We start from the raw sequence: 25,076 nt of genomic DNA on the forward strand, positions 1-25,076 counted from the left end.
GCTTCGCGCCATGTCTTAGAATTGCCGCCACCTGCCGATCGACTGCGGAAAGCCTCCGATGATCAACGCCCATCTGCTGCAATTGGTGATCAACGCCTCCAACGACGGGATTGTCGTGGCCGAACAGGAAGGCGAAGACAACATCATCATCTACGTCAACCCAGCGTTCGAACGGCTCACCGGCTACAGCGCCGACGAGGTGCTGTATCAGGATTGCCGCTTTCTCCAGTCGGGCGACCGTGACCAACCGGGAATCCCGCTGATTCGCCAGGCCTTGGATAGCGGCCAGCCCTGCCGCCAGGTGCTGCGCAACTACCGCAAGGACGGCAGCCACTTCTGGAACGAACTGTCGATCACCCCGGTGTTCAACGAAAGCGACCAGTTGACCTATTTCGTCGGGGTGCAGAAAGATGTGACGGTCCAGGTCAAGGCCCAGCAACGGCTGGCGCAGGTGGAAAAGGAGCTCGCCGAAACCCGCGCGGAACTCGCCGCTTTCCAGGCGACGAATGGCGCTAACAAGATGTCGAATTAGTTGTCAGTACGCTTAATCACCAATGATTTTGTCACCTTCTCCTTCGAGCAACATCATGCGCCGTGACGCTCTCCTCACCCAGGATGAACTGGACTTCATTCAGACCATGCAGCACAACCCGCAACTCAACGTGCGGGATGCGAACTCGAGCCTGCTGGTGAATGGAGGCTCACAGATCCGCGACCTGCTCACCCGCCTGGCGGCCAATGAGCAAGTGACTATCCAGGCGCACTTTGAAAACCAGCAGATGACCTTTCCCCTGCACCTGGTGGAAGACGAGTTCCACGCGCTGCATCTGCGCCTGGGCGTGCCAAGCATCTTCGAGGACGGGCCGAGGGTCCGCCCCTGGCGCCTGACGCTGGCGGAGCCGGTGGCCTTGGAAAACGCCAAGGGGCAGCCCATTGCGCTGTGGGTGCATGAGGTGTCGTTCAACAGCGTGTTGCTGGAAATCCGCAACCGGGCCAAAGCGCCAAAGCAGTTCGCCCAGTGGTTCAGCCCGTCGGGTTACGAGCGCATCGCCCTGCGCGGCCGCCTCGAACGCCAGACCGACGCCGGCTTCTATGCCTATCGGTTGAATCAGAGCGACACGGATGAAACCGAGCGCCTGCGCCAGTTCATCCTGCAACAGCACCGCCTGGCACACCCCAATCTGCACATCTGAAATCGCAGCTTTTGGCTGCCTGGGTATCAGCTCAGGTATCGAGCGTACCGCTGAGAAACTGCCGCAGGCGCTGCATCATCAAACGCCCGTCACTCCCCAGGCAGCCCACCGGCGAAGCGCTCAGGCTGTCCTGGGCCAGCTCGGCGACATCTCCCGCCAGCATCAGCGGACACTCCAGGGTCAGCGCCAGGCGGTTCAAGCGTCGAGGCAGCTCCGACGCCGGCGCGTGATTGGAAAACAGCACCAGCGCCTGGGGTTTGATCTTCTCGCAGACCAGGGTCAGCTCGTCGAACGGCTGCCCCAGCGCCAGCACCCGGACTTCCAACTCGGCACTGCCCAGCATCAGCGCCGCCACCAGCAATTCCAGTTCCCGGCATTGCCCGGCAAGCGCCGCCAGCAGCACCGGGCGCAGCGGTTGGCCGCGCTGTAACAACAGGCGCTGGGAGACCCGCGAACGCAGGAAGTGATCGAAGAACAGCCATTCGCTGGTGTGGCCGTAAGGTTCCTGGTGCTGCGCCAGCTGCCGCCAGAACGGCATGAGGATGTCCTGGAACACCACCGACAATGAATAGCTGGCGAAGATCTGGCCGTACAGCCGCTCCAGGTGCGGCTCGTCGAAGCCGCCGACCGCCCGCTTGAGTTGCCCCTGCCACTGCCGGTAATCGCCCGATGCGCTATCGCCCGGCATGGCTTGCGGCGCCTCGCGGGCGGCCCGGGTCTTGGCGAGGATCTTGCCGACCTTGCCGACCGCGACACCTCGATCGATCCAGCCGAGGATCTCGCGGACCGTCTCGACATCGTGCATCGAATACAAACGGTGCCCACTCTCGGTGCGCGTCGGCTGGATCAATCCATAACGACGCTCCCAGGCCCGCAGGGTCACCGGGTTGATCCCCGTGAGCCGTGAAACTTCCCGGATTGGAAACAGATCGTCCTGCGAGGGTTGGTCGAGGGGCTGTGTCGGGCGGGAAAGTTCAGTAATAACGGGCATCTGGGCAGAAAACACCGATGGATAAAGTGACGGCCATTCTACTCCCCATCGGTGACAGTTCTTCAACACAGGGCAAAGCGACCGCTGCCTCTGGTGTATTTGTCACAATCAGGAATAATCCTTGCTTGCTTTCAAGACGCAGCCCAACACCCCGGTGCTGCGTCCGGCGTACGGCCTTACCCAGGCAGCGCATTGGTTTTACGGAGATACATAATGTCTACCTCACCCGTCACCCTGATGGTCGCCCGGCGTGTCGCCGATGGCCGTTACCAGGACCTGATCGCCTGGCTGCGCGAAGGCGAACAATTGGCCACCGACTTCCCCGGTTATCTCGGCTCCGGCGTGCTCGCTCCGCCGCCCGACGATGACGAATTCCAGATCATCTTCCGCTTCGCCGACGAGCAGACCCTGCACGTCTGGGAGCACTCCGCCTCGCGCACTGCCTGGCTGGCCCGTGGCAGCGACCTGTTCGCCCATCCCCATGAACACCGGGTCAGCGGCATCGACGGCTGGTTCGGCGCGGCCGGCCAGCGCCCTCCGCGCTGGAAGCAGGCGGTGGCCATCTGGCTGGCGTTCTTCCCGGTGTCGCTGATCTTCAACTTCATCCTCAGCCCGTTGCTGGGCGAACTCAGCCTGGCGCCGCGGGTGCTCGTCAGCACCCTGGCCCTGACGCCGCTGATGGTCTACTGGTTCATTCCGCTGTCCACCCGCCTGCTGTCCGGGTGGCTGAACAGCACGCCAGCCCGTCCGCTGCCGACAGCACCCTCCCCGCAGAGCCACCGGTAGGAACCGGCTCGCCGGCGATGAACGATAACGCGGTCTGCCAGACAGACCGCGGCGCCATCGTCGCGGGCAAGTCGGATTGCCGCCCGCACGCTCCTGCAGCGGCTTGGGCGAACCCCGCCCCGCGCTGGTATAGTTTTGCTCTACCTGCGACGCGAGCCGTTCATGACTACTTCCCCTGCCCCGATCCTGATCACCGGCGCCGGCCAGCGTGTCGGCCTGCATTGCGCATTGCGCCTGCTGGAAGACGGTCACCGGGTGATCATCAGCTATCGCACCGAGCGCCCGGGCGTGCAGGCCTTGCGCGAGCGTGGCGCGATTGCCCTGTTCGCTGACTTCTCCAGCGAAGCCGGGATCCAGGCCTTCATCAGCCAATTGCACGAGCACACCGACAGCCTGCGGGCGATCGTGCACAACGCCTCGCAATGGCTGGAGGAAACGCCCGGCCAGGAAAGCGCGGCCTTCGCCGACATGTTCAGCGTGCACATGCTCGCGCCCTACCTGATCAACCTGCATTGCGCCGACCTGCTGCGGCGCTCCAGCCCCGCCGACATCGTGCACATCGGCGACGACGTCACGCGCCGCGGCAGCAGCAAGCACATCGCCTATTGCGCCACCAAGGCCGGCCTCGACAGCCTGACCCTGTCCTTCGCGGCGAAATATGCCCCGACGATCAAGGTCAACGGCATCGCCCCGGCTCTGTTAATGTTCAATCCCGACGACGACGCGGCATACCGCGCCAAGGCCCTGGCCAAGTCCGCCCTGGGCATCGAACCCGGTTGCGAGGTGGTCTACCAGAGCCTGCGTTATCTGCTCGACAACCCTTATGTCACCGGCACGACCCTGACCGTCAACGGCGGGCGGCACCTCAAGTAAGGCTTCCCGCGAGGACGTTGCATGACGCTTTCCCTGCCCCAGCACTACCGCGAGATCCTCAAGGGTCTCGGCGAAGACCCCGAGCGCGAAGGCCTGCTCGACACCCCGCAACGCGCGGCCAAGGCCATGCAGTACCTGTGTCATGGCTACAGCCAGTCGGTGGACGAGGTGGTCAATGGCGCGCTGTTCGCCTCCGACAACGATGAAATGGTCATAGTCGCCGACATCGAACTCTATTCCCTGTGCGAACATCACCTGCTGCCCTTCATCGGCAAGGCCCATGTGGCTTATATTCCCACCGGCAAGGTGCTGGGCCTGTCGAAGATCGCCCGGATCGTCGACATGTTCGCCCGCCGCCTGCAGATCCAGGAAAACCTCACGCGGGAAATCGCCGACGCGGTGCAGCGGGTAACCCAGGCCGCCGGCGTCGCGGTGGTCGTCGAAGCGCAGCACATGTGCATGATGATGCGCGGTGTCGAGAAGCAGAACTCGACCATGCACACTTCGGTGATGCTCGGCGCCTTTCGCGATTCGAGCACCACGCGCCAGGAATTCCTGCAATTGATCGGACGGAGCAAGTAGCAATGCCACAACTTCAGCCAGGAATGGCTCGCATCCGGGTCAAGGACCTGTGCCTGCGGACCTTCATCGGAATCAACGAGGACGAGATCCTCAACAAGCAGGATGTGCTGATCAACCTGACCATCCTGTATGCCGCGCAAGAAGCCGTGCGCGACAACGACATCGACCATGCGCTGAACTACCGCACCATCACCAAGGCGATCATCGCCCACGTGGAGGGCAACCGCTTTGCCCTGCTCGAGCGCCTGACCCAGGAAATCCTCGATCTGATCATGGCCAACGAATCGGTGCTGTACGCCGAGGTCGAAGTCGACAAACCCCACGCCCTGCGTTTTGCCGAGTCGGTGTCGATCACCCTCGCGGCCAGCCGCTGATATCATCCGCGCCACATTTGATCGCACAGAGCCGAACATGACCGAGCAACAACGCCTGGAACTCGAAGCCGCCGCCTTCCGCCGCCTGGTCGCGCACCTGGACAGCCGCAAGGACGTGCAGAACATCGACCTGATGAACCTCGCTGGCTTCTGCCGCAACTGCCTGTCCAAGTGGTACAAGGCCGAGGCCGACGAGCGCCAGATCGAGGTCAGCCTCGATGACGCCCGTGAAGTGGTGTACGGCATGCCCTACGCCGAGTGGAAGAACCTCTACCAGAAAGAAGCCAGCGCCGAGCAGCAAGCGGCGTTCGCCAAAGGAAAACCCCATGACTGACCTGAACACCCTGCGCGCCAGCCTCAAGAGCGGCGAGCATGTCTTCGCCGACACCCTGGCCTTTATCGCCGCGGGCTACGACTACCAGCCGCAGGCCTTCAACAACGGTGGCGTGGAAAACGCCGCCGGGCAGAACGAAGGTTCGTGCAAGACCCTGGGCCTGGCCCTGCTGGAAGGCTTGAGCGACGAAGAAGCGCTGCTGGCGTTCGGCGAACATTACCGCTCGGTACTGGCCACCCCTGAAGGCAGCGACCACGGCAATATCCGTGCGCTGATCGCCCATGGCCTGGCGGGTGTGAAGTTTGCCCAGCAGCCACTGACCCGCAAGGCCTGAGTCTAAACCCTGTAGCCGCTGCCGCAGGCTGCGATGGTCGCAGGACCTCCTGCGCCCTCAAAAGTGGCGCCCGCTTCGTCGGAATACTGCCCAAATCGCTCGCAGCCTCGCGCTGCTCGGCAGCGGCTACAAGTTTCAATGATCCATAAAAAAACCGGCCTGGGCCGGTTTTTTCATTGCAACAGTCTGAGAATCAAGCGTTCTGCAGGCCGTCCAGGTAGCGCTCGGTGTCCAGCGCAGCCATGCAGCCGGCGCCGGCCGAGGTGATGGCCTGGCGGTACACGTGGTCGGCCACGTCACCGGCGGCGAAGATGCCCGCGATGCTGGTGGCGGTGGCGTTGCCTTCACGGCCGCCCTGCACGACCAGGTAGCCGTCCTTGAGCTCCAGCTGGCCTTCGAACAGCGAAGTGTTCGGGGTGTGGCCGATGGCGATGAACACGCCGTCGACCTTGATTTCGTCGAAGCTGCCGTCGTTGTTCTTCAGGCGCGCGCCAGTGACACCCATGTTGTCGCCCAGCACTTCGTCCAGGTTGGCGTTCAGCTTGAGCTCGATCTTGCCTTCGGCAACCCGGGCATTGAGCTTGTCGATCAGGATCTTCTCGGCGCGGAAGGTATCGCGACGGTGGATCAGGGTGACCTTGCTGGCGATGTTGGCCAGGTACAGGGCTTCTTCGACAGCGGTGTTGCCGCCACCGACCACGGCCACTGGCTTGTTGCGATAGAAGAAACCGTCGCAGGTCGCGCAGGCCGACACGCCCTTGCCCATGAACGCTTCTTCCGAAGGCAGGCCCAGGTAACGGGCGCTGGCGCCAGTGGCGATGATCAGGGCGTCGCAGGTGTAGGTCGCGCTGTCGCCGGTCAGGGTGTATGGCTTGGCGGCGAAGTCCACGGCATTGATGTGATCGAAGACGATTTCGGTCTCGAAACGCTCGGCGTGTTCACGCATGCGCTCCATCAGCGCCGGGCCGGTCAGGCCGTGGACGTCGCCCGGCCAGTTGTCGACTTCGGTGGTGGTGGTCAGCTGACCGCCGGCCTGCATGCCGGTAATCAGCAGCGGCTTCAGGTTGGCGCGTGCAGCATAGACCGCGGCGCTGTAACCGGCAGGGCCGGAACCGAGAATAATCACACGCGAATGACGTACATCAGACATGACTCACTCCTATCGACCGGCCCGGATCACTGGCGCGGAACGCCGGATTGCCGGCTGGAATAAAAAAGGACGGCGAAAGCACTTGGGGAAGGCTTCAGGTTCGCCCGTCCGAAAAATAATGGGTGCAGCGTATAGAGGGGGCGAAGATTAAGGAAATACGGTTTAACAATCCAGCTCATAGGAGGTCTCTATCCGGTATCGGCGTATTTACCGGCGCCTTTGTTACAGTTGATGTCGACCTAACGACCGCGCTTTCGCCGGTGGGGCAAAGCCGGTAAGGTCGGCGCGTTTTCCCCCTAGGAGCTCCCTATGCCCGCCCCTGTTCTGTCCGGCCCGCAATACCTGCGCGAAGGCCTCAAGCTGGTGCTCAGCCCCGGCTTGCGTCTGTTCGTCCTTTTGCCCCTGGCCATCAACCTGGTGCTGTTCGTCGGATTGATCTATTTCGCCGGCCACCAGTTCAGCCTGTGGGTCGACACCCTGATGCCTTCCCTGCCGGACTGGCTGAGCTTTCTCAGCTACATCCTCTGGCCGCTGTTCGTGGTGCTGGTGCTGCTGATGGTGTTTTTCACCTTCACCATGCTGGCCAACGTGATTGCCGCGCCCTTCAACGGGTTCCTCGCGGAAAAAGTCGAAGTGGTGGTCCGCGGCACCGACGATTTCCCGCCCTTCAGCTGGGCCGAACTGCTGGCCATGATCCCGCGCACCCTGGCCCGGGAAATGCGCAAGCTGGGTTACTTCCTGCCGCGGGCCATCGGCCTGTTCATCCTGTCCTTCATTCCGGTGGTGAATCTGGTGGCCGCGCCGCTGTGGCTGCTGTTCGGCGTGTGGATGATGGCGATCCAGTACATCGACTACCCGGCGGACAACCACAAGCTGGGCTGGAACGAGATGCTCGCCTGGCTGCGGGAAAAGCGCTGGCAGAGCATGAGCTTTGGCGGGATCGTCTATCTGGTGCTACTGATCCCGGTGGTCAACATCCTGATGATGCCGGCGGCGGTGGCCGGGGCGACGCTGTTCTGGGTGCGTGAGCGCGGCGCGGAAAGCCTGGTGACCCAGCAACGCTGAGCGGGTCACAAATCCATCATCGCAACGTCACAATGACGACATGGCCTCGGCTGACACTGAGGCCATGACGACAGCTCTGCATATCACTCTGATCACCGAAACCTTCCCACCGGAAATCAATGGCGTGGCCAATACCCTTGGCCGCCTGTGCGATGGATTGCGCGCCCGTGGACACCAGGTGGAACTGATCCGCCCGCGCCAGGGCAGCGATCAGAGCCGGATCAGCGACGACGGCCTGCTGCTGTGCCGCGGCTGGCCACTGCCGGGTTATCCGGGGCTGCAGTGGGGCCAGTCGTCGATGCACAAGCTGCTGCGGCGCTGGAAACGTCATCGCCCGGATGTGCTGTACATCGCCACCGAGGGCCCGCTGGGCCTGTCCGCGCTGCGGGCGGCGCGGCGCCTGGGGATCTCCGTGGTCAGCGGTTTCCACACTAACTTCCAGCAGTACTCCAGCCAGTACGGCCTGGGTTTGCTGACGCGCCTGCTGACCCACTACCTGCGCTGGTTCCACAACCGCTCCAAGCTGACCCTGGTACCCAGCGCCAGCCAGCGCCTGGAGCTGGAGCGGCGCAACTTCGAACGCCTGGCGCTGCTGTCGCGCGGGGTCGACAGTCAGCTGTTCCACCCGGCCAAGCGCCTCAACGAACTGCGCCAAGGCTGGGGCCTGGGTAACGACGATATCGCGGTGATTCACGTTGGCCGCCTGGCGCCGGAGAAAAACCTGGGCCTGCTCAAACGCTGCTTCGCCCAGCTACAGAGCACTTATCCACAGCAGTCCATGAAATTGATCGTGGTGGGCGATGGCCCGCAACGCGCGGTCCTGCAGAAGGAGTTGCCGGACGCCGTGTTCTGCGGCTCGCAACGCGGCGAAGCGCTGGCCAGTCACTACGCGTCGGGGGATCTGTTCCTGTTCCCGAGCCTGACCGAAACCTTCGGCAATGTGGTGCTCGAGGCCCTGGCCTCGGGGCTGGCCGTGGTGGCTTACGACCAGGCCGCGGCGGCCCAGCATATTCGCCATGGCTACAACGGTGTGCTGGCGATGCCCGGGGACGAATGTGCGTTCTGCGATGCCGCCAGCTGGCTGCTGGAAGATCCCGAGACCTTGCGCCGGGTGCGCCTCAATGCCCGCCAGCACGCCAGCCGCCAGGGCTGGGCGGCAATCATCGAGCAGTTTGAAAGCCAGCTGCGCGGCGCTTGCACGGAAGAAGTGGTGATGCCTGAGGGGCGGTTGTTGCCCTAGCGTTGAAAACATCAGGGCCAAAAGCATCGCGGGCAAGCCTCGTGATCCTGTAGGAGGCTTGCCCGCGACGGTGTTTCCGGGGCCGCGCTCAGACCAGCGTCATCAACGCCTCACGGCTGAACGGCAGGATGTCCTGCTCGCGACCGTCCCGCACCTTCTGCGCCCAGTCCGGGTCAACCAGCAACGCGCGCCCTACCGCTACCAGGTCGAACTCATCGTTGTTCAAGCGCTCCAGGAGCTTTTCCAGGCTCGCCGGCTGCGCCACCTTGTCGGTGTTGACCATGAACTGCAGGAACTCGCCGTCGAGGCCGACGCTGCCCACGGTGATGGTCGGCTTGCCGGTGAGCTGACGGGTCCAGCCGGCCAGGTTCAGCTCGGAACCCTCGAACTCCGGCTCCCAGAAACGCCGGGTGGAGCAGTGGAAAATGTCCACGCCAGCGTCCGCCAGCGGCTTGAGGAACTCGCCCAGGGCCTCGGGGGTTTGAACCAGGCGGGCGCTGTAGTCCTGCTGCTTCCACTGCGAAAAGCGGAAGATGATCGGGAAGCCAGGGCCCACCGCGGCGCGCACAGCCTGGATCAGCTCGATGGCAAACCGCGAACGCTGGGCCAGGTCGCCACCGTACTCGTCGGTACGCTGGTTGCTGCCCTCCCAGAAGAACTGGTCGACCAGATAGCCGTGGGCACCGTGGATCTCCACGCCGTCCATGCCGATGTCCTGGGCATCCTTGGCGGCCTGGGCGAAGGCGGCGATCACTTCGTCGATGTCGTGCTGGGTCATGCCGTGGACCACCACCTGGCCATCCTTGAGCTTTTCCGACGGGCCGTAACCCGGCACGCTGGCGTCCGGCTCGGTGCCCAGGCGGCGCACATTGCCCACATGCCACAGCTGCGGAACGATCTTTCCGCCTTCGGCGTGCACCGCGTCCACCACCTTCTTCCAGCCGGCCAGGGCCGCTTCGCCATAAAAGCACGGAACGTTCGGATAGCCGTTGGAGGCCTTGTGCCCGACCGTGGTGCCTTCGGTGATGATCAGGCCGACCCCGGCCGCGGCGCGACGACGGTAGTACTCGATGACTTTCGAGTTCGGCACGCCACCTGGGGAAAACGAACGGGTCATCGGCGCCATCACCACCCGGGTCGACAGCTCCAGGGCACCCAGCTGAAAGGGTTTGAACAAGGCTTGAACGGGCATGCGGTACTCCAGGGCTGACGGTCTTAATCGCGGAAAATGGCAAGTCGGGCGGGTACACCGACGGCCTTATGATGGCGATAATATTCCGTGCTCCCGGCAACGCCCAGCACTATTGATCGGGGTGATTAAGGTGCCAAAGCGGAGGAAAGCGAAGGTGCGCGAATGCGCGGTAAAACCGGCCGGGCAGCAGGGCCCGGCGTGCAGATTCAGCTCAAGGCTTTTTCGATGGCCTGGATGACCGTCGAATCATCGGGCGCGGTGCGTGGCGAGAAACGCGCCAGGACGCGGCCGTCCTTGCCCAGCAGGAATTTCTCGAAATTCCAGGTGATGTCGCCCGGAAATTCCGCTCCTTCGCCCGCCAGCAGACGGTACAACTGATGGCGCTCCGGACCGTTGACGTCCAGCTTGCTGCTCAACGGAAAGGTCACCCCGTAGTTGAGACTGCAGAATTCCTGGATCTCCTGCTCGGAGCCCGGCTCCTGCCCGGCAAACTGATTACACGGCAGGCCCAGCACGCTGAACCCCTGGCCTTTGTATTGCTGGTAGAGGTTCTCCAGCGCCGCGTATTGTGGTGTCAGACCACACTTGGAGGCGACGTTGACCACCAGCACGACGTGCCCCTTGAAAGGCGCGAGCGGTAGCTCCTGACCATCCAGGGCTTTCAATTTAAGGTCGTGAAAAGCACTCATGACGAACTCCAAATTCCCGTGTTCTTGCAGAAAACAGCCACTCGACAGTACCGCCTGTTGTCCGGCGATAAAAGCCGCCGACTAAAAAGGCGCCCTCGGGCGCCTCTCCAGTCAGATTTGAGCTTAGCGCAGAAATCAGTGGTGATGGCCACCTTCGCCATGGACGTGACCATGGGCGATTTCTTCCTGGCTGGCATCACGGATGTCGACAACCTTGACCTTGAAGTTCAGGCGCTGGCCGGCCAGCGGGTGGTTGCCGTCGACAGTCACGTCGTCGCCGTCCAGGTCGCGGATGGTGACGATCTGCATCTGGCCGTCCGGAGCGGAAGCGTGGAACTGCATGCCCACTTCCAGTTCGTCGACGCCTTCGAACATGCTGCGGCTCAGGGTGCTGACCAGTTCGGCGGCGTATTCGCCATAGGCATCTTCCGGCTCAACGGCAACGCTCAGCTCGTCGCCGACGTTCTTGCCTTCCAGGGCCTTTTCCAGGCCTGGAATAATGTTCCCTGCGCCATGCAGGTAGACCAGCGGTGCGCCGCCGGCGGAGCTGTCGATGACCTCACCAGCGTCGTTGGTGAGGGTATAGTCGATGGAGACAGCCTTGTTGGCGGCGATCAGCATGGGGCGAGACCTTTTGCATAAGAATGAAGAACGTCCAAGTTTAGCGAAGCAATCGCCCGAAAGCGAACGGAACCCGGACAAACGGAACCTGACGCCAGTCTCGACGATCGTCGGCTTTCATCAGGATGAAGACGGCCACTGGGTCGTCGAGCTGTCCTGCGGCCATACCCAGCACCTGCGCCACCAGCCGCCCTGGCAATCCCGGGCCTGGATCCTGGATCCGCTCAAGCGTGCGGAAAAAATAGGCCAGCCCTTTGCCTGCGGTTGGTGCGCACAAGGCTCGGTTAGCGCTAACCTTGGCGCCTGAATTTCCGGTAGAGCAGTAGACATAAGCGACTCACCGTGGCCATGCACCCGTCGAGAATCCGCATGCAAACTTTTTTTATCGCGCCCACCGATTTTGGTGTGGGTCTGACCTCCATCAGCCTCGGGCTGGTGCGTACTCTGGAACGGGCCGGCCTCAAGGTCGGCTTCTTCAAACCCATTGCCCAGCCTCACCCAGGCGATACCGGCCCTGAACGCTCGACCGAGCTGGTGGCCCGCACCCATGGCCTGAAACCACCGCAGCCGCTGGGCCTGGCCCATGTCGAACGGATGCTCGGCGACGGCCAGCTGGACGAACTGCTGGAAGAAATCATCACCCTGTACCAGCAGGCGGCCGTCGGCAAGGACGTGCTGGTGGTCGAAGGCATGGTGCCGACCCGCAGCGCCAGCTATGCCGCGCGGGTCAACCTGCACCTGGCGAAAAGCCTGGATGCCGAGGTGATCCTGGTGTCCGCCCCGGAAAACGAAGTGCTCACCGAGCTGTCCGGGCGCGTGGAGTTGCAGGCCCAGTTGTTCGGCGGCCCGCGCGACCCAAAAGTGCTGGGAGTGATCCTCAACAAGGTGCGGACCGACGAAAGCATGGAAGCCTTTTCCGCTCGTCTGAAAGAGCATTCGCCCCTGCTGCGCAGCGGCGACTTCCGCCTGCTCGGATGCATCCCCTTCCAGCCGGAACTGAACGCGCCGCGCACCCGCGACGTCGCCGACCTGATGGGCGCCCAGGTGCTCAACGCCGGCGATTACGAAAGCCGGCGCATGACCAAGATCATCATCTGCGCGCGCACCATGCGTAACACCGTGGAGCTGCTCAAGCCCGGCGTATTGGTAGTGACGCCCGGCGATCGCGACGACATCATCCTCGCCGTGAGCCTGGCGGCGATCAACGGCGTGCCCCTGGCCGGGCTGCTGCTGACCAGCGACACCCTGCCCGACCCGCGGATCATGGAGCTGTGCCGCGGCGCCTTGAATGCCGGCCTGCCGGTGCTGTCGGTGAGCACCGGCTCCTACGACACCGCCAACCAGTTGAACGGCCTGAACAAGGAAATCCCCATCGATGACCGCGAGCGCGCAGAGATCATCACCGACTTCGTCGCCAGCCACCTGGACGCCAAGTGGCTGCACCAGCGCTGCGGCACGCCGCGGGAAATGCGCCTGTCGCCGGCGGTGTTCCGCTACCAGTTGATCCAGCGCGCCCAGGAAGCCAACAAGCGCATCGTCCTGCCCGAAGGCAGCGAGCCGCTGACCGTGCAGGCCGCGGCGATCTGCCAGGCGCGCGGCATCGCCCGTTGCGTGCTGCTGGCCAAGCCGGCGGATGTCGAGGCGGTCGCCCGGGCCCAGGGCATCGAGCTGCCGCCGGGCCTGGAAGTCATCGACCCGGACCAGATCCGCGAGCGTTACGTCGAACCGATGGTGGCGCTGCGCAAGAGCAAGAGCCTCAACGCGCCGATGGCCGAACAGCAACTGGAAGACCCGGTGGTGATCGGCACCATGATGCTGGCCCTGGACGAAGTCGATGGCCTGGTGTCCGGCCTGATCCACTCCACCGCCAATACCATCCGCCCGGCCCTGCAGTTGATCAAGACCGCGCCGGGCTGCACCCTGGTGTCGTCGGTATTTTTCATGCTGTTCCCCGAGCAGGTGCTGGTCTACGGCGACTGCGTGATGAACCCGCACCCGAGCGCCAGCGAGCTGGCCGAGATCGCCCTGCAAAGCGCCGACTCGGCGGCCGCGTTCGGCATCACCCCACGGGTGGCGATGATCAGCTACTCCAGCGGCGAATCGGCCAGTGGCGAAGAAGTGGAGAAGGTCCGCGAAGCCACCTTGCTGGCCCATGAAGCCCAGAGCTCACTGCTGATCGACGGCCCGTTGCAATACGATGCCGCGGCCAACGAGGCCGTGGCCCAGCAACTGGCGCCCAACAGCCTGGTCGCGGGCAAGGCCACGGTCTTCGTGTTCCCCGACCTGAACACCGGCAACACCACCCACAAGGCCGTGCAGCGCAGCGCCGACTGCGTCAGCCTCGGGCCGATGCTGCAAGGCCTGCGCAAGCCGGTGAACGACCTGCCGCGCGGCGCCCAGGTCGACGACATCGTCTACACCATCGCCCTGACCGCGATTCAAGCCGCCAACCGACCCCTGGATGTGTAAATGCTGGATTTTCTACCTGCACCGCTGCGGGGCGTGATCGCCTCGCTGTTGTTGGCGCTCAACACCATCGTCTGCTGCACCCCGCTGTTCGTGGTGGCGATCTTCAAGTTGCTGCTGCCCTTCCCGGCGGCCCAGCGCTTCACCGACTGGCTGATGAGCCACATCCATGAAGCCTGGATCAGCAACAACAAGGCCTGGATGAGCCTGCTCGGGCACACCCGCTGGCACCTCAGCGGGCTCGACAGCCTGGACTACCGGCACTCGTACCTGATCACCAGCAACCACCAGAGCTGGGTCGACATCATGGTCCTGCAATACGTGCTCAACCGGCGTATCCGCCCTCTGAAGTTCTTCCTCAAGCAGGAGCTGATCTGGGTGCCGGTGATCGGCCTGGCCTGGTGGGCCCTGGGCTTCCCGTTCATGAAGCGCTACTCCAAGGCCTACCTGGAAAAACACCCGGAGAAAAAGGGCAAGGACCTGGAGACCACCCGCAAGACCTGCGCGAAATTCCGCGACAACCCGGTGGGCATCTTCAACTTCGTCGAGGGCACACGCTTCACCCAGGCCAAGCACGCGCAACAGGCCTCGCCGTTCCGCTACCTGCTCAAGCCCAAGGCCGGCGGCATCGCCTTCGTGCTGGACGCCATGGGCGAGCAACTGGAATCCATCGTCAACGTCACCATTCATTATCCGGCGGGCCAGCCGGGTTACTGGGACCTGCTGTGCGGCAAGGTCAACGAGGTGGTGGTGCATTTCGAGGAGCTGCCGATCCCGCCGCAGTTCATCGGCAAGAACTACGACCAGGATGGCGTGTACCGCCTGGAGTTCCAGGGCTGGATCAACCAGCTGTGGCAGAACAAGGATGCGCTGCTGGAACAGATGCATCGGGAATATCCGGGCAAATAATGGAACGCCCGCGATAGCTTTCTCAAGGCCACAAAAAAGCCCGCCATCGATCACTCGACGGCGGGCTTTTCATTGGCCGCTAAAGCTTAGATCGCGCCACGCTTGCGCAGCAGTTCCAGTACTTGCTTGACGCCCTCTTCCAGCGACACGGACTGGGTGTCGATCACCAGATCGGCATCCAGCGGCACGTCGTACGGGAAGGACTCGCCCGGGATGTTATCCCCGCCCGCGGCGTACAAGCCCTGCGGATCACGCTCGGCGCAGGCCGCCGGCGAAGCCTGGACGTAGACGGTCAGCAGACGTTCCTTGCCGATCAGGTCCCTGGCTTGTTCACGACCCTCCGCACTCGGCGCAACGAACGCCGCCAGGGTCAGCAGGCCAGCTTCGTTGAACTGGCGCGCCACATGCGCAGCACGCCGCCAGTTCTCGGTACGCCCGGCGCGATCCTGGGGCAGGCCCTTGTTCAGGTCGTGACGCAGGTTCTGGCCGTCGAGGACGAACACCGCTCGGCCCAGGTCGAACAGCTTGCGCTCGACCGCATAGGCCAGGGTGCTCTTGCCGGCGCCGGACAGGCCACTGAACAGCACGGTGGCCGGTTGCTGGCCGAAGCGCTGGGCACGCTCCTCAGTGGCGACATGGGCCAGCTTGCCATGATGCGTGCTGCTGCCATGCACGACGGGCTGGGCGACGATCATGCCGGCGCCGACGGTGCCGTTGGTCAAGCGGTCGATGACGATGAAGGCACCGGTGGTGCGGTTGCTGTCGTAACCGTCGAGGGCAATCGGCGCGTCGAGGGCGATCTTGACCTTGCCGATCTCGTTCAGTTGCAGGGCGCTGGCCGGACCTTCTTCAAGGGTGTTCACGTCGACCCTGTTGACGATGCTGGCGATGGAGCCCGGCACGTAGCTGGTGGCGCGCTTGATGTCGTATTTCTTGCCCGGCAGCATCGGCTCTTCGGCCATCCAGACCAGCATGGCTTCGAAGCTGTCGGTCACCGGCGGTACGTTGTCGGCATGCACCAGCAGATCGCCACGGGAGATGTCGATCTCGTCTTCCATGGTCAGGGTCACGGCCTGGCCCGGGCCGGCATGCTCCAGCTCGCCTTCGAAGGTGACGATGGATTTCACCCGGCTGCTCTTGCCCGATGGCAGCACCACGACTTCGTCGCCCTTGTGCACGATGCCACTGGCCAGGGTCCCGGCGAAACCACGGAAGTTCAGGTTCGGACGGTTCACGTACTGCACCGGGAAGCGCAGGTCGCTGAAGTTGCGGTCGCCCGCCACTTCCACGGTCTCGAGGATTTCCATCAGCGACTGGCCGGTGTACCACGGCGAGCGCTCGGACTTGTTCACCACGTTGTCGCCCTTGAGGGCCGACATCGGCACGAAGTGCAGGCTGGTGGGCTTCATCTTCAGGCCTTCGGCGAACTTCAGGTAATCGGCCTTGATCGACTCGAACACGCCCTGGTCGAAGTCCTTGAGGTCCATCTTGTTGATGGCCACGACTATGTGCTTGATGCCCAGCAGGGAGGCGATGAAGCTGTGGCGACGGGTCTGGGTCTGCACGCCGTAGCGGGCATCCACCAGGATGATCGCCAGGTCACAGGTGGAAGCACCGGTGGCCATGTTGCGGGTGTACTGCTCATGGCCGGGGGTGTCGGCGATGATGAATTTGCGCTTGGCGGTGGAGAAGTAGCGGTAGGCGACATCGATGGTGATGCCCTGCTCCCGCTCGGCCTGCAGGCCGTCGACCAGCAACGCCAGGTCGATATCGTCGCCGGTGGTGCCGACTTTTTTCGAGTCGCGGGTAATGGCTTCCAGATGGTCTTCGTAGATCATCTTCGAATCGTGCAGCAGGCGCCCGATCAGGGTGCTCTTGCCGTCGTCGACGTTACCGCAGGTCAAGAAGCGCAGCAGTTCTTTGCGTTCGTGCTGGGCCAGGTAGGCGAGGATGTCCTCGCTGATCAATTCGGATTGATGGCTCATTGCATTCAAGCTCCAAGCTGTAAGCTTCAAGCGGCAAGCTTGTCGGCGTACAGCTAGTCAGAAATTTTGTTGATCAGGCCGCAGAGCATTTTTGAGAGCTCGCGAGTTTCTGTAATCCAGTTTTCAGCCAGTGGACCGGCTATGTAAGCAATGTCACGACCAATGAGGATCTGGGTACGTAGCTCCCCGCAAGAAGCCTTTGCGATCCAAAGAAAGTAAACTTTTTCTTTAGCGCTGTGACGTTCCATGCCTTCTGCAATATTGGAAGGCACCGAAAGTGCAGACCGGGTAATTTGATCCTTGAAACCAAAATTCCCACATCCTGCAAGCTCTCTATAAATCCCCACCGCTAAACATCTGCTTCTCTGCCAAACAACCAGTTTCTCGAAGTCCATTGCGAGTCACTCGATAGCGGCTCGCAACAACCAGCTGCAAGCACCAAGCTGCAAAATTACGCATACCGCCTTTAACTTGCAGCTTGCCGCTTGTAACTCGAAGCTTAAAAGTAGCCCTGACGTTTCTTGTCTTCCATGGAACCGGCGCCATCGTGATCGATGACCCGGCCCTGGCGCTCGGAAGTTCGCGTCAGGAGCATTTCCTGAATGATGTCCGTCAGGCTTTCGGCCTCGGACTCCACCGCGCCCGTCAACGGGTAGCAGCCAAGGGTACGGAAACGCACCTTCTTCTTGACGATGCGGGCCTTCTCCTCGTCGGAGAGGTGCTCGAGGATGCGCTCGTCGTCGATCATGATCAGGGTGCCGTTCTTCTCGATCACTTCGCGCTCGGCGGCGAAGTACAGCGGCACGATCGGGATGCCTTCCAGATAGATGTATTGCCAGATGTCCAGCTCGGTCCAGTTCGACAGCGGGAAGACGCGGATCGACTCGCCCTTGTTGACCTTGCCGTTGTAGACGTTCCACAGCTCGGGGCGCTGGTTCTTCGGGTCCCAGCGATGCTTGCTGTCGCGGAACGAGTACACGCGCTCCTTGGCGCGGGATTTCTCTTCGTCACGCCGGGCACCGCCGAACGCTGCATCGAAACCGTACTTGTCCAGCGCCTGCTTGAGGCCCTCGGTTTTCATGATGTCGGTGTGCTTGGCACTGCCGTGGGTGAAGGGGTTGATGCCCTGCGCAACGCCTTCTGGGTTGACGTGGGTGATCAGTTCCAGGCCCAGCTCTTCGACCATGCGATCGCGGAACTTGTACATCTCCTGGAATTTCCACTGGGTGTCGACGTGCATCACCGGAAACGGCAGCTTGCCCGGGAAGAACGCCTTGCGCGCCAGGTGCAGCATCACGGCGGAGTCTTTACCGATGGAGTACAGCATCACCGGGTTGTCGAACTCGGCGGCCACCTCGCGGATGATGTGGATGCTTTCCGCCTCCAGCTGTTTCAGATGCGTCAGTTTGTCGACCATGGCTACTCACGAAAGCTTTCTTATGGACGGCCTGCGGGCCGTGTTCGAGCGGGGCATGCTAGCACAGCGACCTCTTCTAATCAGGACGCCAGCTAGATCGAAACGGTATATGAATATACCCGCCTGTTTGTTGTGTTTACGCCTCTCTGTAGCCGCTGCCGCAGGCTGCGATCGACTGCGCAGCAGGCGTGCTCTCGAAGGTCACGAGAAGCCCCTGCGGGCCTTGTCGCAGCCTGCGGCAGCGGCTACAGGACAAGGCTTTATATAGGGTTCGGGCAGTCGATGAACAAGTGTTCGAGGGCGAAGCGTCGGGCCAGGTAGTCCCCCAGCGCCTGCACGCCGTAACGCTCGGTGGCGTGATGGCCGGCGGCGATGAAACTGATGTCATTTTCCCGGGCGCTGTGGAAGGTCTGCTCCGAGGCCTCGCCGCTCAGATACAAATCGACGCCGGCCAGCACCGCCTGGTCGATGTAGCCCTGGCCGCCGCCGGTGCACCAGCCGACACGCCGGATCATCTTGCTGCCTTCGACCACCAGTGGCTCGCGCCCCATCACCTCCTGGACCTTGCGCGCGAAGTCCCGCGCGGTCATGGGCTCGGCAAGGGAGCCGACCAGCCCGACGATCTTCAGGTTGTCCGGGTCCAGCGGACCTTCCACGGTGATATCCAGCTGCCGCGCCAGCTGCACGTTGTTGCCGACATCCGGGTGCAGGTCCAGCGGCAGGTGATAAGCCAGCAGGCTGATATCGTGCTTGAGCAGGGTTTTCAGCCGGCGCTGCTTCATGCCGGTGATGCAGGGGTTCTCGCCTTTCCAGAAATAACCGTGATGCACCAGCACCAGATCGGCATTGGCCTCCACCGCGGCATCGAGCAACGCCTGGCTGGCCGTGACGCCGCTGACGATGCGCATCACCTGTGGCCGGCCTTCGACCTGCAGGCCATTGGGGCAGTAATCGGCGATTCGCGAACTGCCCAGGTAGCGGTCCGCTTCCTCTACCAGAGTGCTCAGGGCAACGGCCATAAAAGACTCCTAAATATCCCGTTCAGAGGCGCGCGCGGCCTCGTATAATGCGCGACATTATGGGCCGTCCCGGGCGGCCTGCAACCTCTCAGGACTTGCTCAATGCTCAAGGCTCTGCGTTTTTTTGGCTGGCCACTGTTGGCCGGCGTGCTTATCGCGTTGCTGATAATTCAGCGCTACCCGCAATGGGTCGGCCTGCCCAGCCTGGACGTCAACCTGCAGCAAGCCCCACAAACCAAGGCGCTTCGACAAGGCCCAGTGTCCTATGCCGATGCCGTGGCGATCGCCGCGCCGGCGGTGGTCAACCTGTACACCACCAAGGTCATCAACAAACCGGCGCACCCGTTGTTCGAGGACCCGCAGTTCCGCCGCTTCTTCGGCGACAACCTGCCCAAGCAGCAGCGCATGGAATCGAGCCTGGGTTCCGGGGTGATCATGAGCCCCGAAGGTTATCTGCTGACCAACAACCACGTGACCGCCGGCGCCGAACAGATTGTGGTGGCGCTCAAGGACGGTCGTGAAACCCTGGCCCATGTGATCGGCAGCGATCCGGAAACCGACCTGGCGGTCCTCAAGATCGATTTGAAGAACCTGCCTTCGATCACCGTCGGACGCTCCGACAGCATCCGCATCGGCGACGTGACCCTGGCCATCGGCAACCCGTTCGGGGTCGGCCAGACCGTGACCATGGGCATCATCAGCGCCACCGGGCGCAATCAGCTGGGCCTGAACAACTACGAAGACTTCATCCAGACCGACGCGGCGATCAACCCGGGCAACTCCGGCGGCGCGCTGGTGGATGCCAACGGTAACCTGACCGGGATCAACACGGCGATCTTCTCCAAGTCCGGCGGTTCCCAGGGCATTGGCTTCGCCATCCCGATCAAGCTGGCCATGGAGGTGATGAAGTCGATCATCGAGCACGGCCAGGTGATTCGTGGCTGGCTGGGTATCGAGGTGCAGCCGCTGACCCAGGAACTGGCCGAATCGTTCGGCTTGTCCGGGCGCCCGGGCATCGTGGTGGCGGGGATTTTCCGCGACGGTCCAGCGCAAAAAGCCGGCATGCAGTTGGGTGACGTGATTCTCAGCATCGATGGCGAACCGGCCGGCGATGGCCGTCGCTCGATGAACCAGGTGGCGCGGATCAAACCCAGCGACAAGGTCAGCATCCAGGTGATGCGCAACGGCAAGGAGCTCAAGCTTACCGCTGAAATCGGCCTGCGCCCGCCACCGGCGCCGGTCAAGGAAAAAGAGTAAAGGCATCGCGAGCCAGCTCCCTCCTATTGGAGCGAGCTGGCTCGCGATAGGGCTTACAGCTCGCCCAGGCCGTCGATCAGGGCCTGGTTCTGCTCCGGCGTGCCGATACTGATCCGCAGGAACTGGGCAATCCGCTCCTGCTTGAAGTGCCGAACAATCACCCCCTGCTCCCGCAGCTTGGCCGCCAGGCCCGCCGCATCGTGTTGCGGATGACGGGCAAAGATGAAGTTGGCGGCCGACGGCAGCACTTCAAAGCCCTTGGCGCGCAACTGCGTCACCACCTGCTCGCGGCTGTCGATCACCAGCTGGCAGGTCTTGGCGAAGTACTCGCGATCGTCGAACGCCGCCGCAGCACCGACGATCGCCAAGCGATCCAGCGGGTAGGAGTTGAAGCTGTTCTTGATCCGCTCCAGCGCTTCGATCAGGTCCGGGTGCCCCACCGCCAGGCCGACCCGCAGGCCAGCCAGCGAACGGGACTTGGACAGGGTCTGGGTCACCAGCAGGTTCGGATAGCGATCCACCAGGCTGATGGCGGTTTCACCGCCGAAGTCGATGTACGCCTCGTCCACCACCACGACCGAATCCGGGCTGGCCTTGAGGATCTGCTCGACGGCCTCCAGGGCCAGCAGGCAACCGGTCGGCGCGTTCGGGTTGGGGAAGATGATCCCGCCGTTCGGCCTGGCGTAATCGGCTGGGCGGATCTGGAACTGCTCATCCAGCGGCACCGCCTCGAAGTCGATGCCGTACAGGCCGCAATACACCGGATAGAAGCTGTAGCTGATGTCCGGGAACAGCAGCGGCCGCTCGTGCTGCAGCAAGCCGTGGAAGATGTGCGCCAGCACTTCGTCGGAACCGTTGCCGAGGAACACCTGATTGCTCTGTACCCCGTAATAGCGGGCCACCGCCTGCTTGAGCAGGTCGCTGTTGGGGTCCGGGTACAGGCGCAGGTTGTCGTTCAGTTCGCCCTGCATCGCGGCCAGCGCCTTGGGCGACGGGCCGTAAGGGTTTTCGTTGGTGTTGAGCTTGACCAGCTTGGTCAGCTTCGGCTGTTCGCCCGGCACGTAGGGCACCAAGTCCTTGACGAACGGACTCCAGAATTTACTCATGCTTATTGCCCCTGTTCCTGGTCAGCGATGATCCGGTATTCCGCACTGCGGGCGTGGGCGCTCAGCGACTCGCCACGGGCCAGCACCGAGGCAGTCTTGCCCAGTTCGGAAGCGCCCTGCTCCGAGCAGAAAATGATCGACGAACGTTTCTGGAAGTCGTACACCCCCAGCGGCGAGGAAAAACGCGCCGTGCCGGAAGTCGGCAACACGTGGTTCGGGCCCGCGCAGTAGTCGCCCAGGGCCTCGGAAGTGTGACGACCCATGAAGATCGCGCCAGCGTGACGGATCTGCGGCAACCAGGCCTGCGGATCGGCGACGGACAACTCGAGGTGCTCCGGAGCAATGCGGTTGGCCACGTCGATGGCCTGCTGCATGTCGCGCACCTGGATCAGCGCGCCACGGCCGTTGATCGAGGTATTGATGATTTCCGCGCGTTCCATGGTCGGCAGCAACTTGGCAATGCTGGCGGCGACCTGGTCGAGGAACGCGGCGTCCGGGCTGACCAGGATCGCCTGGGCGTCTTCGTCGTGCTCGGCCTGGGAGAACAGGTCCATGGCGATCCAGTCCGGGTCGGTCTGGCCGTCGCATACCACCAGAATCTCCGAAGGACCGGCGATCATGTCGATGCCCACCTGACCGAACACGTGGCGCTTGGCGGTGGCCACATAGATGTTGCCCGGGCCGACCACCTTATCCACCTGCGGCACGCTCTCGGTACCGTAGGCCAGGGCGGCAACGGCCTGGGCGCCACCGATGGTGAACACCCGGTCGACGCCGGCGATGCAGGCCGCGGCCAGCACCAGCTCGTTAACCTCGCCACGCGGGGTCGGCACCACCATCACCACTTCGGTGACGCCCGCCACCTTGGCCGGGATGGCATTCATCAACACCGAGGAGGGATAAGACGCCTTGCCACCCGGCACATACAGGCCGGCGCGGTCCAGCGGCGTGACCTTCTGGCCCAGCACCGTGCCGTCGGCCTCGGTGTAGCTCCAGGAGTCCTGCTTCTGTTTTTCGTGGTAACTGCGCACCCGCGCCGCGGCTTTTTCCAGGGCTTCGCGCTGGGCCAGGGTGATCCGGGTCAGGGCCAGTTCCAGGCGCTCGCGCGGCAGGATCAGGTCGGCCATGGATGCCACTTGCAGGCCGTCGAAACGCTGGGTGAACTCCACCAGCGCCGCATCGCCGCGCTCGCGCACCGCCTTGATGATGTCCAGCACCCGCTGATTGACCGAGTCGTCAGACACACTTTCCCAGCTCAGCAGATGATCCAGATGATGCGCGAAATCCGGGTCAGCAGCGTTGAGTCGGCGAATTGCAGTGGGAGCGGTCATAGCGAGGGCCTCATTGAATGGCTAATGCTCAGGCACCCTAAGCTACCAGTCCATTCGCGCGGGCACCTGAGAAAATTGGCTATGACACGGATAGACGGGCGCGGCTCGCGCCGCGCGAGTGAATCAACCGCGGTGTCGCGACTCCACTGCTTTGCGCAGGGTGTCGATCAGTGCCTGGATGCGGGCGTGCTGCATTTTCATGGAGGCCTTGTTGACCACCAGACGGGAACTGATCATGGAAATCAGCTCCTGGGGCTCCAGGCCGTTGGCCCGCAGGGTGTTGCCGGTGTCGACCACGTCGATGATCTTGTCCGCCAGGCCGATCAGCGGCGCCAGCTCCATCGAGCCGTACAGCTTGATGATGTCGACCTGACGGCCCTGCTCGGCGTAGTAGCGCTTGGCAACGTTGACGAACTTGGTGGCGACGCGCAGGCGGCCCTTGGGCTCTACCGCGCCGATGGCACCGGCGGTCATCAGCTTGCACTGGGCGATCTGCAGGTCCAGTGGCTCGTACAGGCCTTGGCCGCCGTATTCCATCAGCACATCTTTGCCGGCAACGCCGAGGTCGGCGGCACCATGTTCGACATAGGTCGGCACGTCGGTGGCACGCACGATCAGCAAGCGCACGTCGGCCTGGGTCGTGGGGATGATCAGCTTGCGGCTCTTGTCCGGATTCTCGGTGGGCACAATGCCGGCTTCAGCCAGAAGCGGCAAGGTGTCATCAAGGATGCGGCCCTTGGACAGTGCGATGGTCAACATGGGAAACGTAAGTCCTTATCAGGATACTCATGCCCGGTCGCAAATGGCGCCAGACACGCATCGAGCCTGAACACAGGCTCGACTTGGAACGAAACCTTGGGGCACGTCCCTGTGCCCATCACGCAAACTAGCCCGGTACGCGGCGGATCTTGGCGCCGAGCATCTGCAGCTTCTCTTCGATGCACTCGTAACCACGGTCGATGTGGTAGATGCGATCGATCAGGGTGTCGCCTTCGGCCATCAGGGCCGAGATCACCAGGCTGGCCGAAGCCCGCAGGTCGGTGGCCATCACTGGAGCACCCTTGAGGATTTCGGTGCCGGTGACAATGGCGGTGTTGCCTTCGACCTGGATCTTCGCGCCCATGCGGTGCAGTTCGTAAACGTGCATGAAGCGGTTTTCGAAGATGGTCTCGATCACCGCGCCAGTGCCTTCGGCAATGGCGTTGAGGGAGATGAACTGGGCCTGCATGTCGGTCGGGAACGCCGGGTACGGCGCGGTACGCACGTTGACCGCCTTCGGACGCTTGCCGTGCATGTTCAGCTCGATCCAGTCCTCGCCAGTGGTGACTTCGGCGCCGGATTCCTTGAGTTTCTCCAGGACGGCTTCGAGGATGGTCGGATCGGTGTCCTTGACCTTCACGCGACCACCGGTCACGGCGGCGGCGACCAGGTAGGTGCCGGTCTCGATACGGTCCGGCATGACCTTGTAGGTCGCCGAGTGCAGGCGCTCGACACCGTCGATGGTGATGGTGTCGGTACCGGCGCCGGAAACCTTGGCGCCCATGGCGTTGAGGAAGTTCGCCAGATCGACCACTTCCGGCTCGCGGGCGGCGTTCTGCAGCACGCTGCGGCCCTTGGCCAGGGCCGCTGCCATCATGATGTTCTCGGTACCGGTCACACTCACGGTATCGAAGAAGAAGTGTGCGCCGCGCAGGCCGCCTTCAGGCGCCTTGGCCTTGATGTAGCCGCCTTCGACGTCGATCACCGCGCCCATGGCTTCCAGGCCGCGGATGTGCAGGTCGACCGGACGCGAACCGATGGCGCAACCGCCAGGCAGCGCGACTTCGGCTTCACCGAAACGGGCAACCATCGGGCCCAGCACCAGGATCGAGGCACGCATGGTCTTGACCAGTTCATACGGCGCGACCAGGGTCTTGATGGTGCGTGGGTCGATTTCGACGCTGAGCTTTTCGTCAATCACAGGCTCAATGCCCATGCGACCGAACAGCTCGATCATGGTGGTGATGTCGTGCAGGTGCGGCAGGTTGGCGACCGTGACCGGGCCATCGCACAGCAGGGTTGCAGCCAGAATCGGCAGGGCAGAGTTCTTTGCCCCGGAAATGCGGATTTCGCCATCAAGACGAACGCCGCCGGTAATAATCAATTTATCCATAAGAATCTCG

At 62.9% G+C, this 25,076-nt stretch carries 27 protein-coding genes; 14 read left to right on the top strand and 13 right to left on the bottom strand.

Features of this window, described 5'->3' with window-relative positions; all coding sequences use genetic code 11:
- Positions 1 to 58 precede the first annotated feature (58 nt).
- Positions 59 to 532: a PAS domain-containing protein gene (locus BM019_RS07605; protein WP_009042217.1), complete on the top strand. Its 474-nt coding sequence runs from the start codon at positions 59 to 61 to the stop codon at positions 530 to 532.
- Between the two features lie 55 nt (positions 533 to 587).
- Positions 588 to 1,193 (top strand): hypothetical protein, encoded by a 606-nt coding sequence (locus BM019_RS07610; protein WP_092417971.1) that lies wholly within the window; start codon positions 588 to 590, stop codon positions 1,191 to 1,193.
- A 31-nt stretch (positions 1,194 to 1,224) separates the two neighbouring features.
- On the opposite strand, the gene BM019_RS07615 is transcribed toward BM019_RS07610, so the two are convergent.
- Positions 1,225 to 2,184: a MerR family transcriptional regulator gene (locus BM019_RS07615; protein WP_092417972.1), complete on the bottom strand. Its 960-nt coding sequence runs from the start codon at positions 2,182 to 2,184 to the stop codon at positions 1,225 to 1,227.
- Positions 2,185 to 2,397: 213 nt separating this feature from the next.
- Between BM019_RS07615 and BM019_RS07620 the strand changes: the two genes are divergently transcribed.
- The 6 genes from BM019_RS07620 to BM019_RS07645 all read left to right on the top strand — a co-directional run bounded on the left by BM019_RS07620 (position 2,398) and on the right by BM019_RS07645 (position 5,467).
- Positions 2,398 to 2,970 (top strand): antibiotic biosynthesis monooxygenase, encoded by a 573-nt coding sequence (locus BM019_RS07620; protein WP_009042214.1) that lies wholly within the window; start codon positions 2,398 to 2,400, stop codon positions 2,968 to 2,970.
- A 162-nt stretch (positions 2,971 to 3,132) separates the two neighbouring features.
- Positions 3,133 to 3,843, top strand: coding sequence for a dihydromonapterin reductase (folM, locus tag BM019_RS07625; RefSeq protein ID WP_007929827.1), 711 nt, complete (start codon positions 3,133 to 3,135; stop codon positions 3,841 to 3,843).
- 21 nt (positions 3,844 to 3,864) lie between these two features.
- Positions 3,865 to 4,425 (top strand): GTP cyclohydrolase I FolE, encoded by a 561-nt coding sequence (folE, locus tag BM019_RS07630; protein WP_007929828.1) that lies wholly within the window; start codon positions 3,865 to 3,867, stop codon positions 4,423 to 4,425.
- Between the two features lie 2 nt (positions 4,426 to 4,427).
- Positions 4,428 to 4,799, top strand: coding sequence for a dihydroneopterin triphosphate 2'-epimerase (folX, locus tag BM019_RS07635; RefSeq protein WP_007929829.1), 372 nt, complete (start codon positions 4,428 to 4,430; stop codon positions 4,797 to 4,799).
- Positions 4,800 to 4,836: 37 nt separating this feature from the next.
- Positions 4,837 to 5,133, top strand: coding sequence for a DUF1244 domain-containing protein (locus BM019_RS07640; protein ID WP_007929830.1), 297 nt, complete (start codon positions 4,837 to 4,839; stop codon positions 5,131 to 5,133).
- Positions 5,126 to 5,467: a HopJ type III effector protein gene (locus tag BM019_RS07645; protein WP_092417973.1), complete on the top strand. Its 342-nt coding sequence runs from the start codon at positions 5,126 to 5,128 to the stop codon at positions 5,465 to 5,467. Before BM019_RS07640 ends, BM019_RS07645 begins: the two co-directional genes overlap by 8 nt.
- Before the next feature lie 193 nt (positions 5,468 to 5,660).
- On the opposite strand, the gene trxB is transcribed toward BM019_RS07645, so the two are convergent.
- Entirely contained in the window at positions 5,661 to 6,617 is a 957-nt protein-coding gene (gene trxB, locus BM019_RS07650; RefSeq protein ID WP_009042210.1) for a thioredoxin-disulfide reductase, read from the bottom strand.
- A gap of 309 nt (positions 6,618 to 6,926) precedes the next feature.
- Here trxB and cysZ point away from each other — a divergent pair, with 309 nt between their 5' ends.
- Both cysZ and BM019_RS07665 read left to right on the top strand, forming a co-directional pair.
- Positions 6,927 to 7,682, top strand: coding sequence for a sulfate transporter CysZ (gene cysZ, locus BM019_RS07660; protein WP_053259664.1), 756 nt, complete (start codon positions 6,927 to 6,929; stop codon positions 7,680 to 7,682).
- Positions 7,683 to 7,722: 40 nt separating this feature from the next.
- Positions 7,723 to 8,922 carry a glycosyltransferase family 4 protein gene (locus BM019_RS07665; protein WP_092417974.1) on the top strand — a complete coding sequence of 400 codons (1,200 nt, stop codon included), beginning with the start codon at positions 7,723 to 7,725 and terminating at the stop codon, positions 8,920 to 8,922.
- An 88-nt stretch (positions 8,923 to 9,010) separates the two neighbouring features.
- On the opposite strand, the gene BM019_RS07670 is transcribed toward BM019_RS07665, so the two are convergent.
- The 3 genes from BM019_RS07670 to BM019_RS07680 form a co-directional block, all read right to left on the bottom strand.
- Positions 9,011 to 10,114 (bottom strand): NADH:flavin oxidoreductase, encoded by a 1,104-nt coding sequence (locus BM019_RS07670; protein ID WP_092417975.1) that lies wholly within the window; start codon positions 10,112 to 10,114, stop codon positions 9,011 to 9,013.
- A 206-nt stretch (positions 10,115 to 10,320) separates the two neighbouring features.
- Complete coding sequence (locus BM019_RS07675; RefSeq protein WP_009042206.1) at positions 10,321 to 10,803, bottom strand: glutathione peroxidase; 483 nt, start codon at positions 10,801 to 10,803, stop codon at positions 10,321 to 10,323.
- A gap of 135 nt (positions 10,804 to 10,938) precedes the next feature.
- Positions 10,939 to 11,424, bottom strand: coding sequence for an FKBP-type peptidyl-prolyl cis-trans isomerase (locus BM019_RS07680; protein ID WP_007929845.1), 486 nt, complete (start codon positions 11,422 to 11,424; stop codon positions 10,939 to 10,941).
- Between BM019_RS07680 and BM019_RS07685 the strand changes: the two genes are divergently transcribed.
- The 3 genes from BM019_RS07685 to BM019_RS07695 all read left to right on the top strand — a co-directional run bounded on the left by BM019_RS07685 (position 11,393) and on the right by BM019_RS07695 (position 14,799).
- Positions 11,393 to 11,731, top strand: a complete 339-nt coding sequence (locus BM019_RS07685; RefSeq protein WP_088019079.1) for a DUF3565 domain-containing protein — start codon at positions 11,393 to 11,395, stop codon at positions 11,729 to 11,731. The two genes, BM019_RS07680 and BM019_RS07685, sit on opposite strands and share 32 nt — an antisense overlap.
- Positions 11,732 to 11,793: 62 nt before the next feature.
- On the top strand, positions 11,794 to 13,893 hold the full coding sequence (gene pta / locus BM019_RS07690; protein WP_009042204.1) for a phosphate acetyltransferase: 2,100 nt from the start codon (positions 11,794 to 11,796) through the stop codon (positions 13,891 to 13,893).
- The gene (locus tag BM019_RS07695) at positions 13,894 to 14,799 is read left to right on the top strand and encodes an acyltransferase (RefSeq protein WP_092417976.1); all 906 of its coding nucleotides are present in this window, start codon (positions 13,894 to 13,896) and stop codon (positions 14,797 to 14,799) included.
- Between the two features lie 86 nt (positions 14,800 to 14,885).
- Here the strand turns inward: BM019_RS07695 and cysN are convergent, their stop codons facing one another.
- The 4 genes from cysN to BM019_RS07720 all read right to left on the bottom strand — a co-directional run bounded on the left by cysN (position 14,886) and on the right by BM019_RS07720 (position 19,220).
- Positions 14,886 to 16,784 carry a sulfate adenylyltransferase subunit CysN gene (cysN, locus tag BM019_RS07700; protein WP_053259659.1) on the bottom strand — a complete coding sequence of 633 codons (1,899 nt, stop codon included), beginning with the start codon at positions 16,782 to 16,784 and terminating at the stop codon, positions 14,886 to 14,888.
- 53 nt (positions 16,785 to 16,837) lie between these two features.
- Positions 16,838 to 17,179, bottom strand: coding sequence for a four helix bundle protein (locus BM019_RS07705; RefSeq protein WP_092417977.1), 342 nt, complete (start codon positions 17,177 to 17,179; stop codon positions 16,838 to 16,840).
- 104 nt (positions 17,180 to 17,283) lie between these two features.
- On the bottom strand, positions 17,284 to 18,201 hold the full coding sequence (gene cysD, locus BM019_RS07710) for a sulfate adenylyltransferase subunit CysD (RefSeq protein ID WP_007929849.1): 918 nt from the start codon (positions 18,199 to 18,201) through the stop codon (positions 17,284 to 17,286).
- A gap of 260 nt (positions 18,202 to 18,461) precedes the next feature.
- Positions 18,462 to 19,220, bottom strand: coding sequence for a Nif3-like dinuclear metal center hexameric protein (locus BM019_RS07720; protein WP_009042201.1), 759 nt, complete (start codon positions 19,218 to 19,220; stop codon positions 18,462 to 18,464).
- A 102-nt stretch (positions 19,221 to 19,322) separates the two neighbouring features.
- Between BM019_RS07720 and algW the strand changes: the two genes are divergently transcribed.
- Entirely contained in the window at positions 19,323 to 20,477 is a 1,155-nt protein-coding gene (gene algW / locus BM019_RS07725; RefSeq protein ID WP_007929855.1) for a Do family serine endopeptidase AlgW, read from the top strand.
- A gap of 53 nt (positions 20,478 to 20,530) precedes the next feature.
- Here algW and hisC read toward each other — a convergent pair whose 3' ends face one another.
- The 4 genes from hisC to murA form a co-directional block, all read right to left on the bottom strand.
- On the bottom strand, positions 20,531 to 21,583 hold the full coding sequence (gene hisC / locus BM019_RS07730) for a histidinol-phosphate transaminase (protein WP_085529842.1): 1,053 nt from the start codon (positions 21,581 to 21,583) through the stop codon (positions 20,531 to 20,533).
- A gap of 2 nt (positions 21,584 to 21,585) precedes the next feature.
- Positions 21,586 to 22,914, bottom strand: coding sequence for a histidinol dehydrogenase (gene hisD / locus BM019_RS07735; protein WP_009042199.1), 1,329 nt, complete (start codon positions 22,912 to 22,914; stop codon positions 21,586 to 21,588).
- Between the two features lie 123 nt (positions 22,915 to 23,037).
- Positions 23,038 to 23,673, bottom strand: coding sequence for an ATP phosphoribosyltransferase (gene hisG / locus BM019_RS07740; protein ID WP_007929858.1), 636 nt, complete (start codon positions 23,671 to 23,673; stop codon positions 23,038 to 23,040).
- A gap of 127 nt (positions 23,674 to 23,800) precedes the next feature.
- Complete coding sequence (gene murA, locus BM019_RS07745; RefSeq protein WP_007929859.1) at positions 23,801 to 25,066, bottom strand: UDP-N-acetylglucosamine 1-carboxyvinyltransferase; 1,266 nt, start codon at positions 25,064 to 25,066, stop codon at positions 23,801 to 23,803.
- Positions 25,067 to 25,076 lie beyond the last annotated feature (10 nt).

The organism is Pseudomonas sp. NFPP07 (assembly GCF_900115645.1).
Classification (GTDB): Bacteria; Pseudomonadota; Gammaproteobacteria; order Pseudomonadales; family Pseudomonadaceae; genus Aquipseudomonas; species Aquipseudomonas chlororaphis.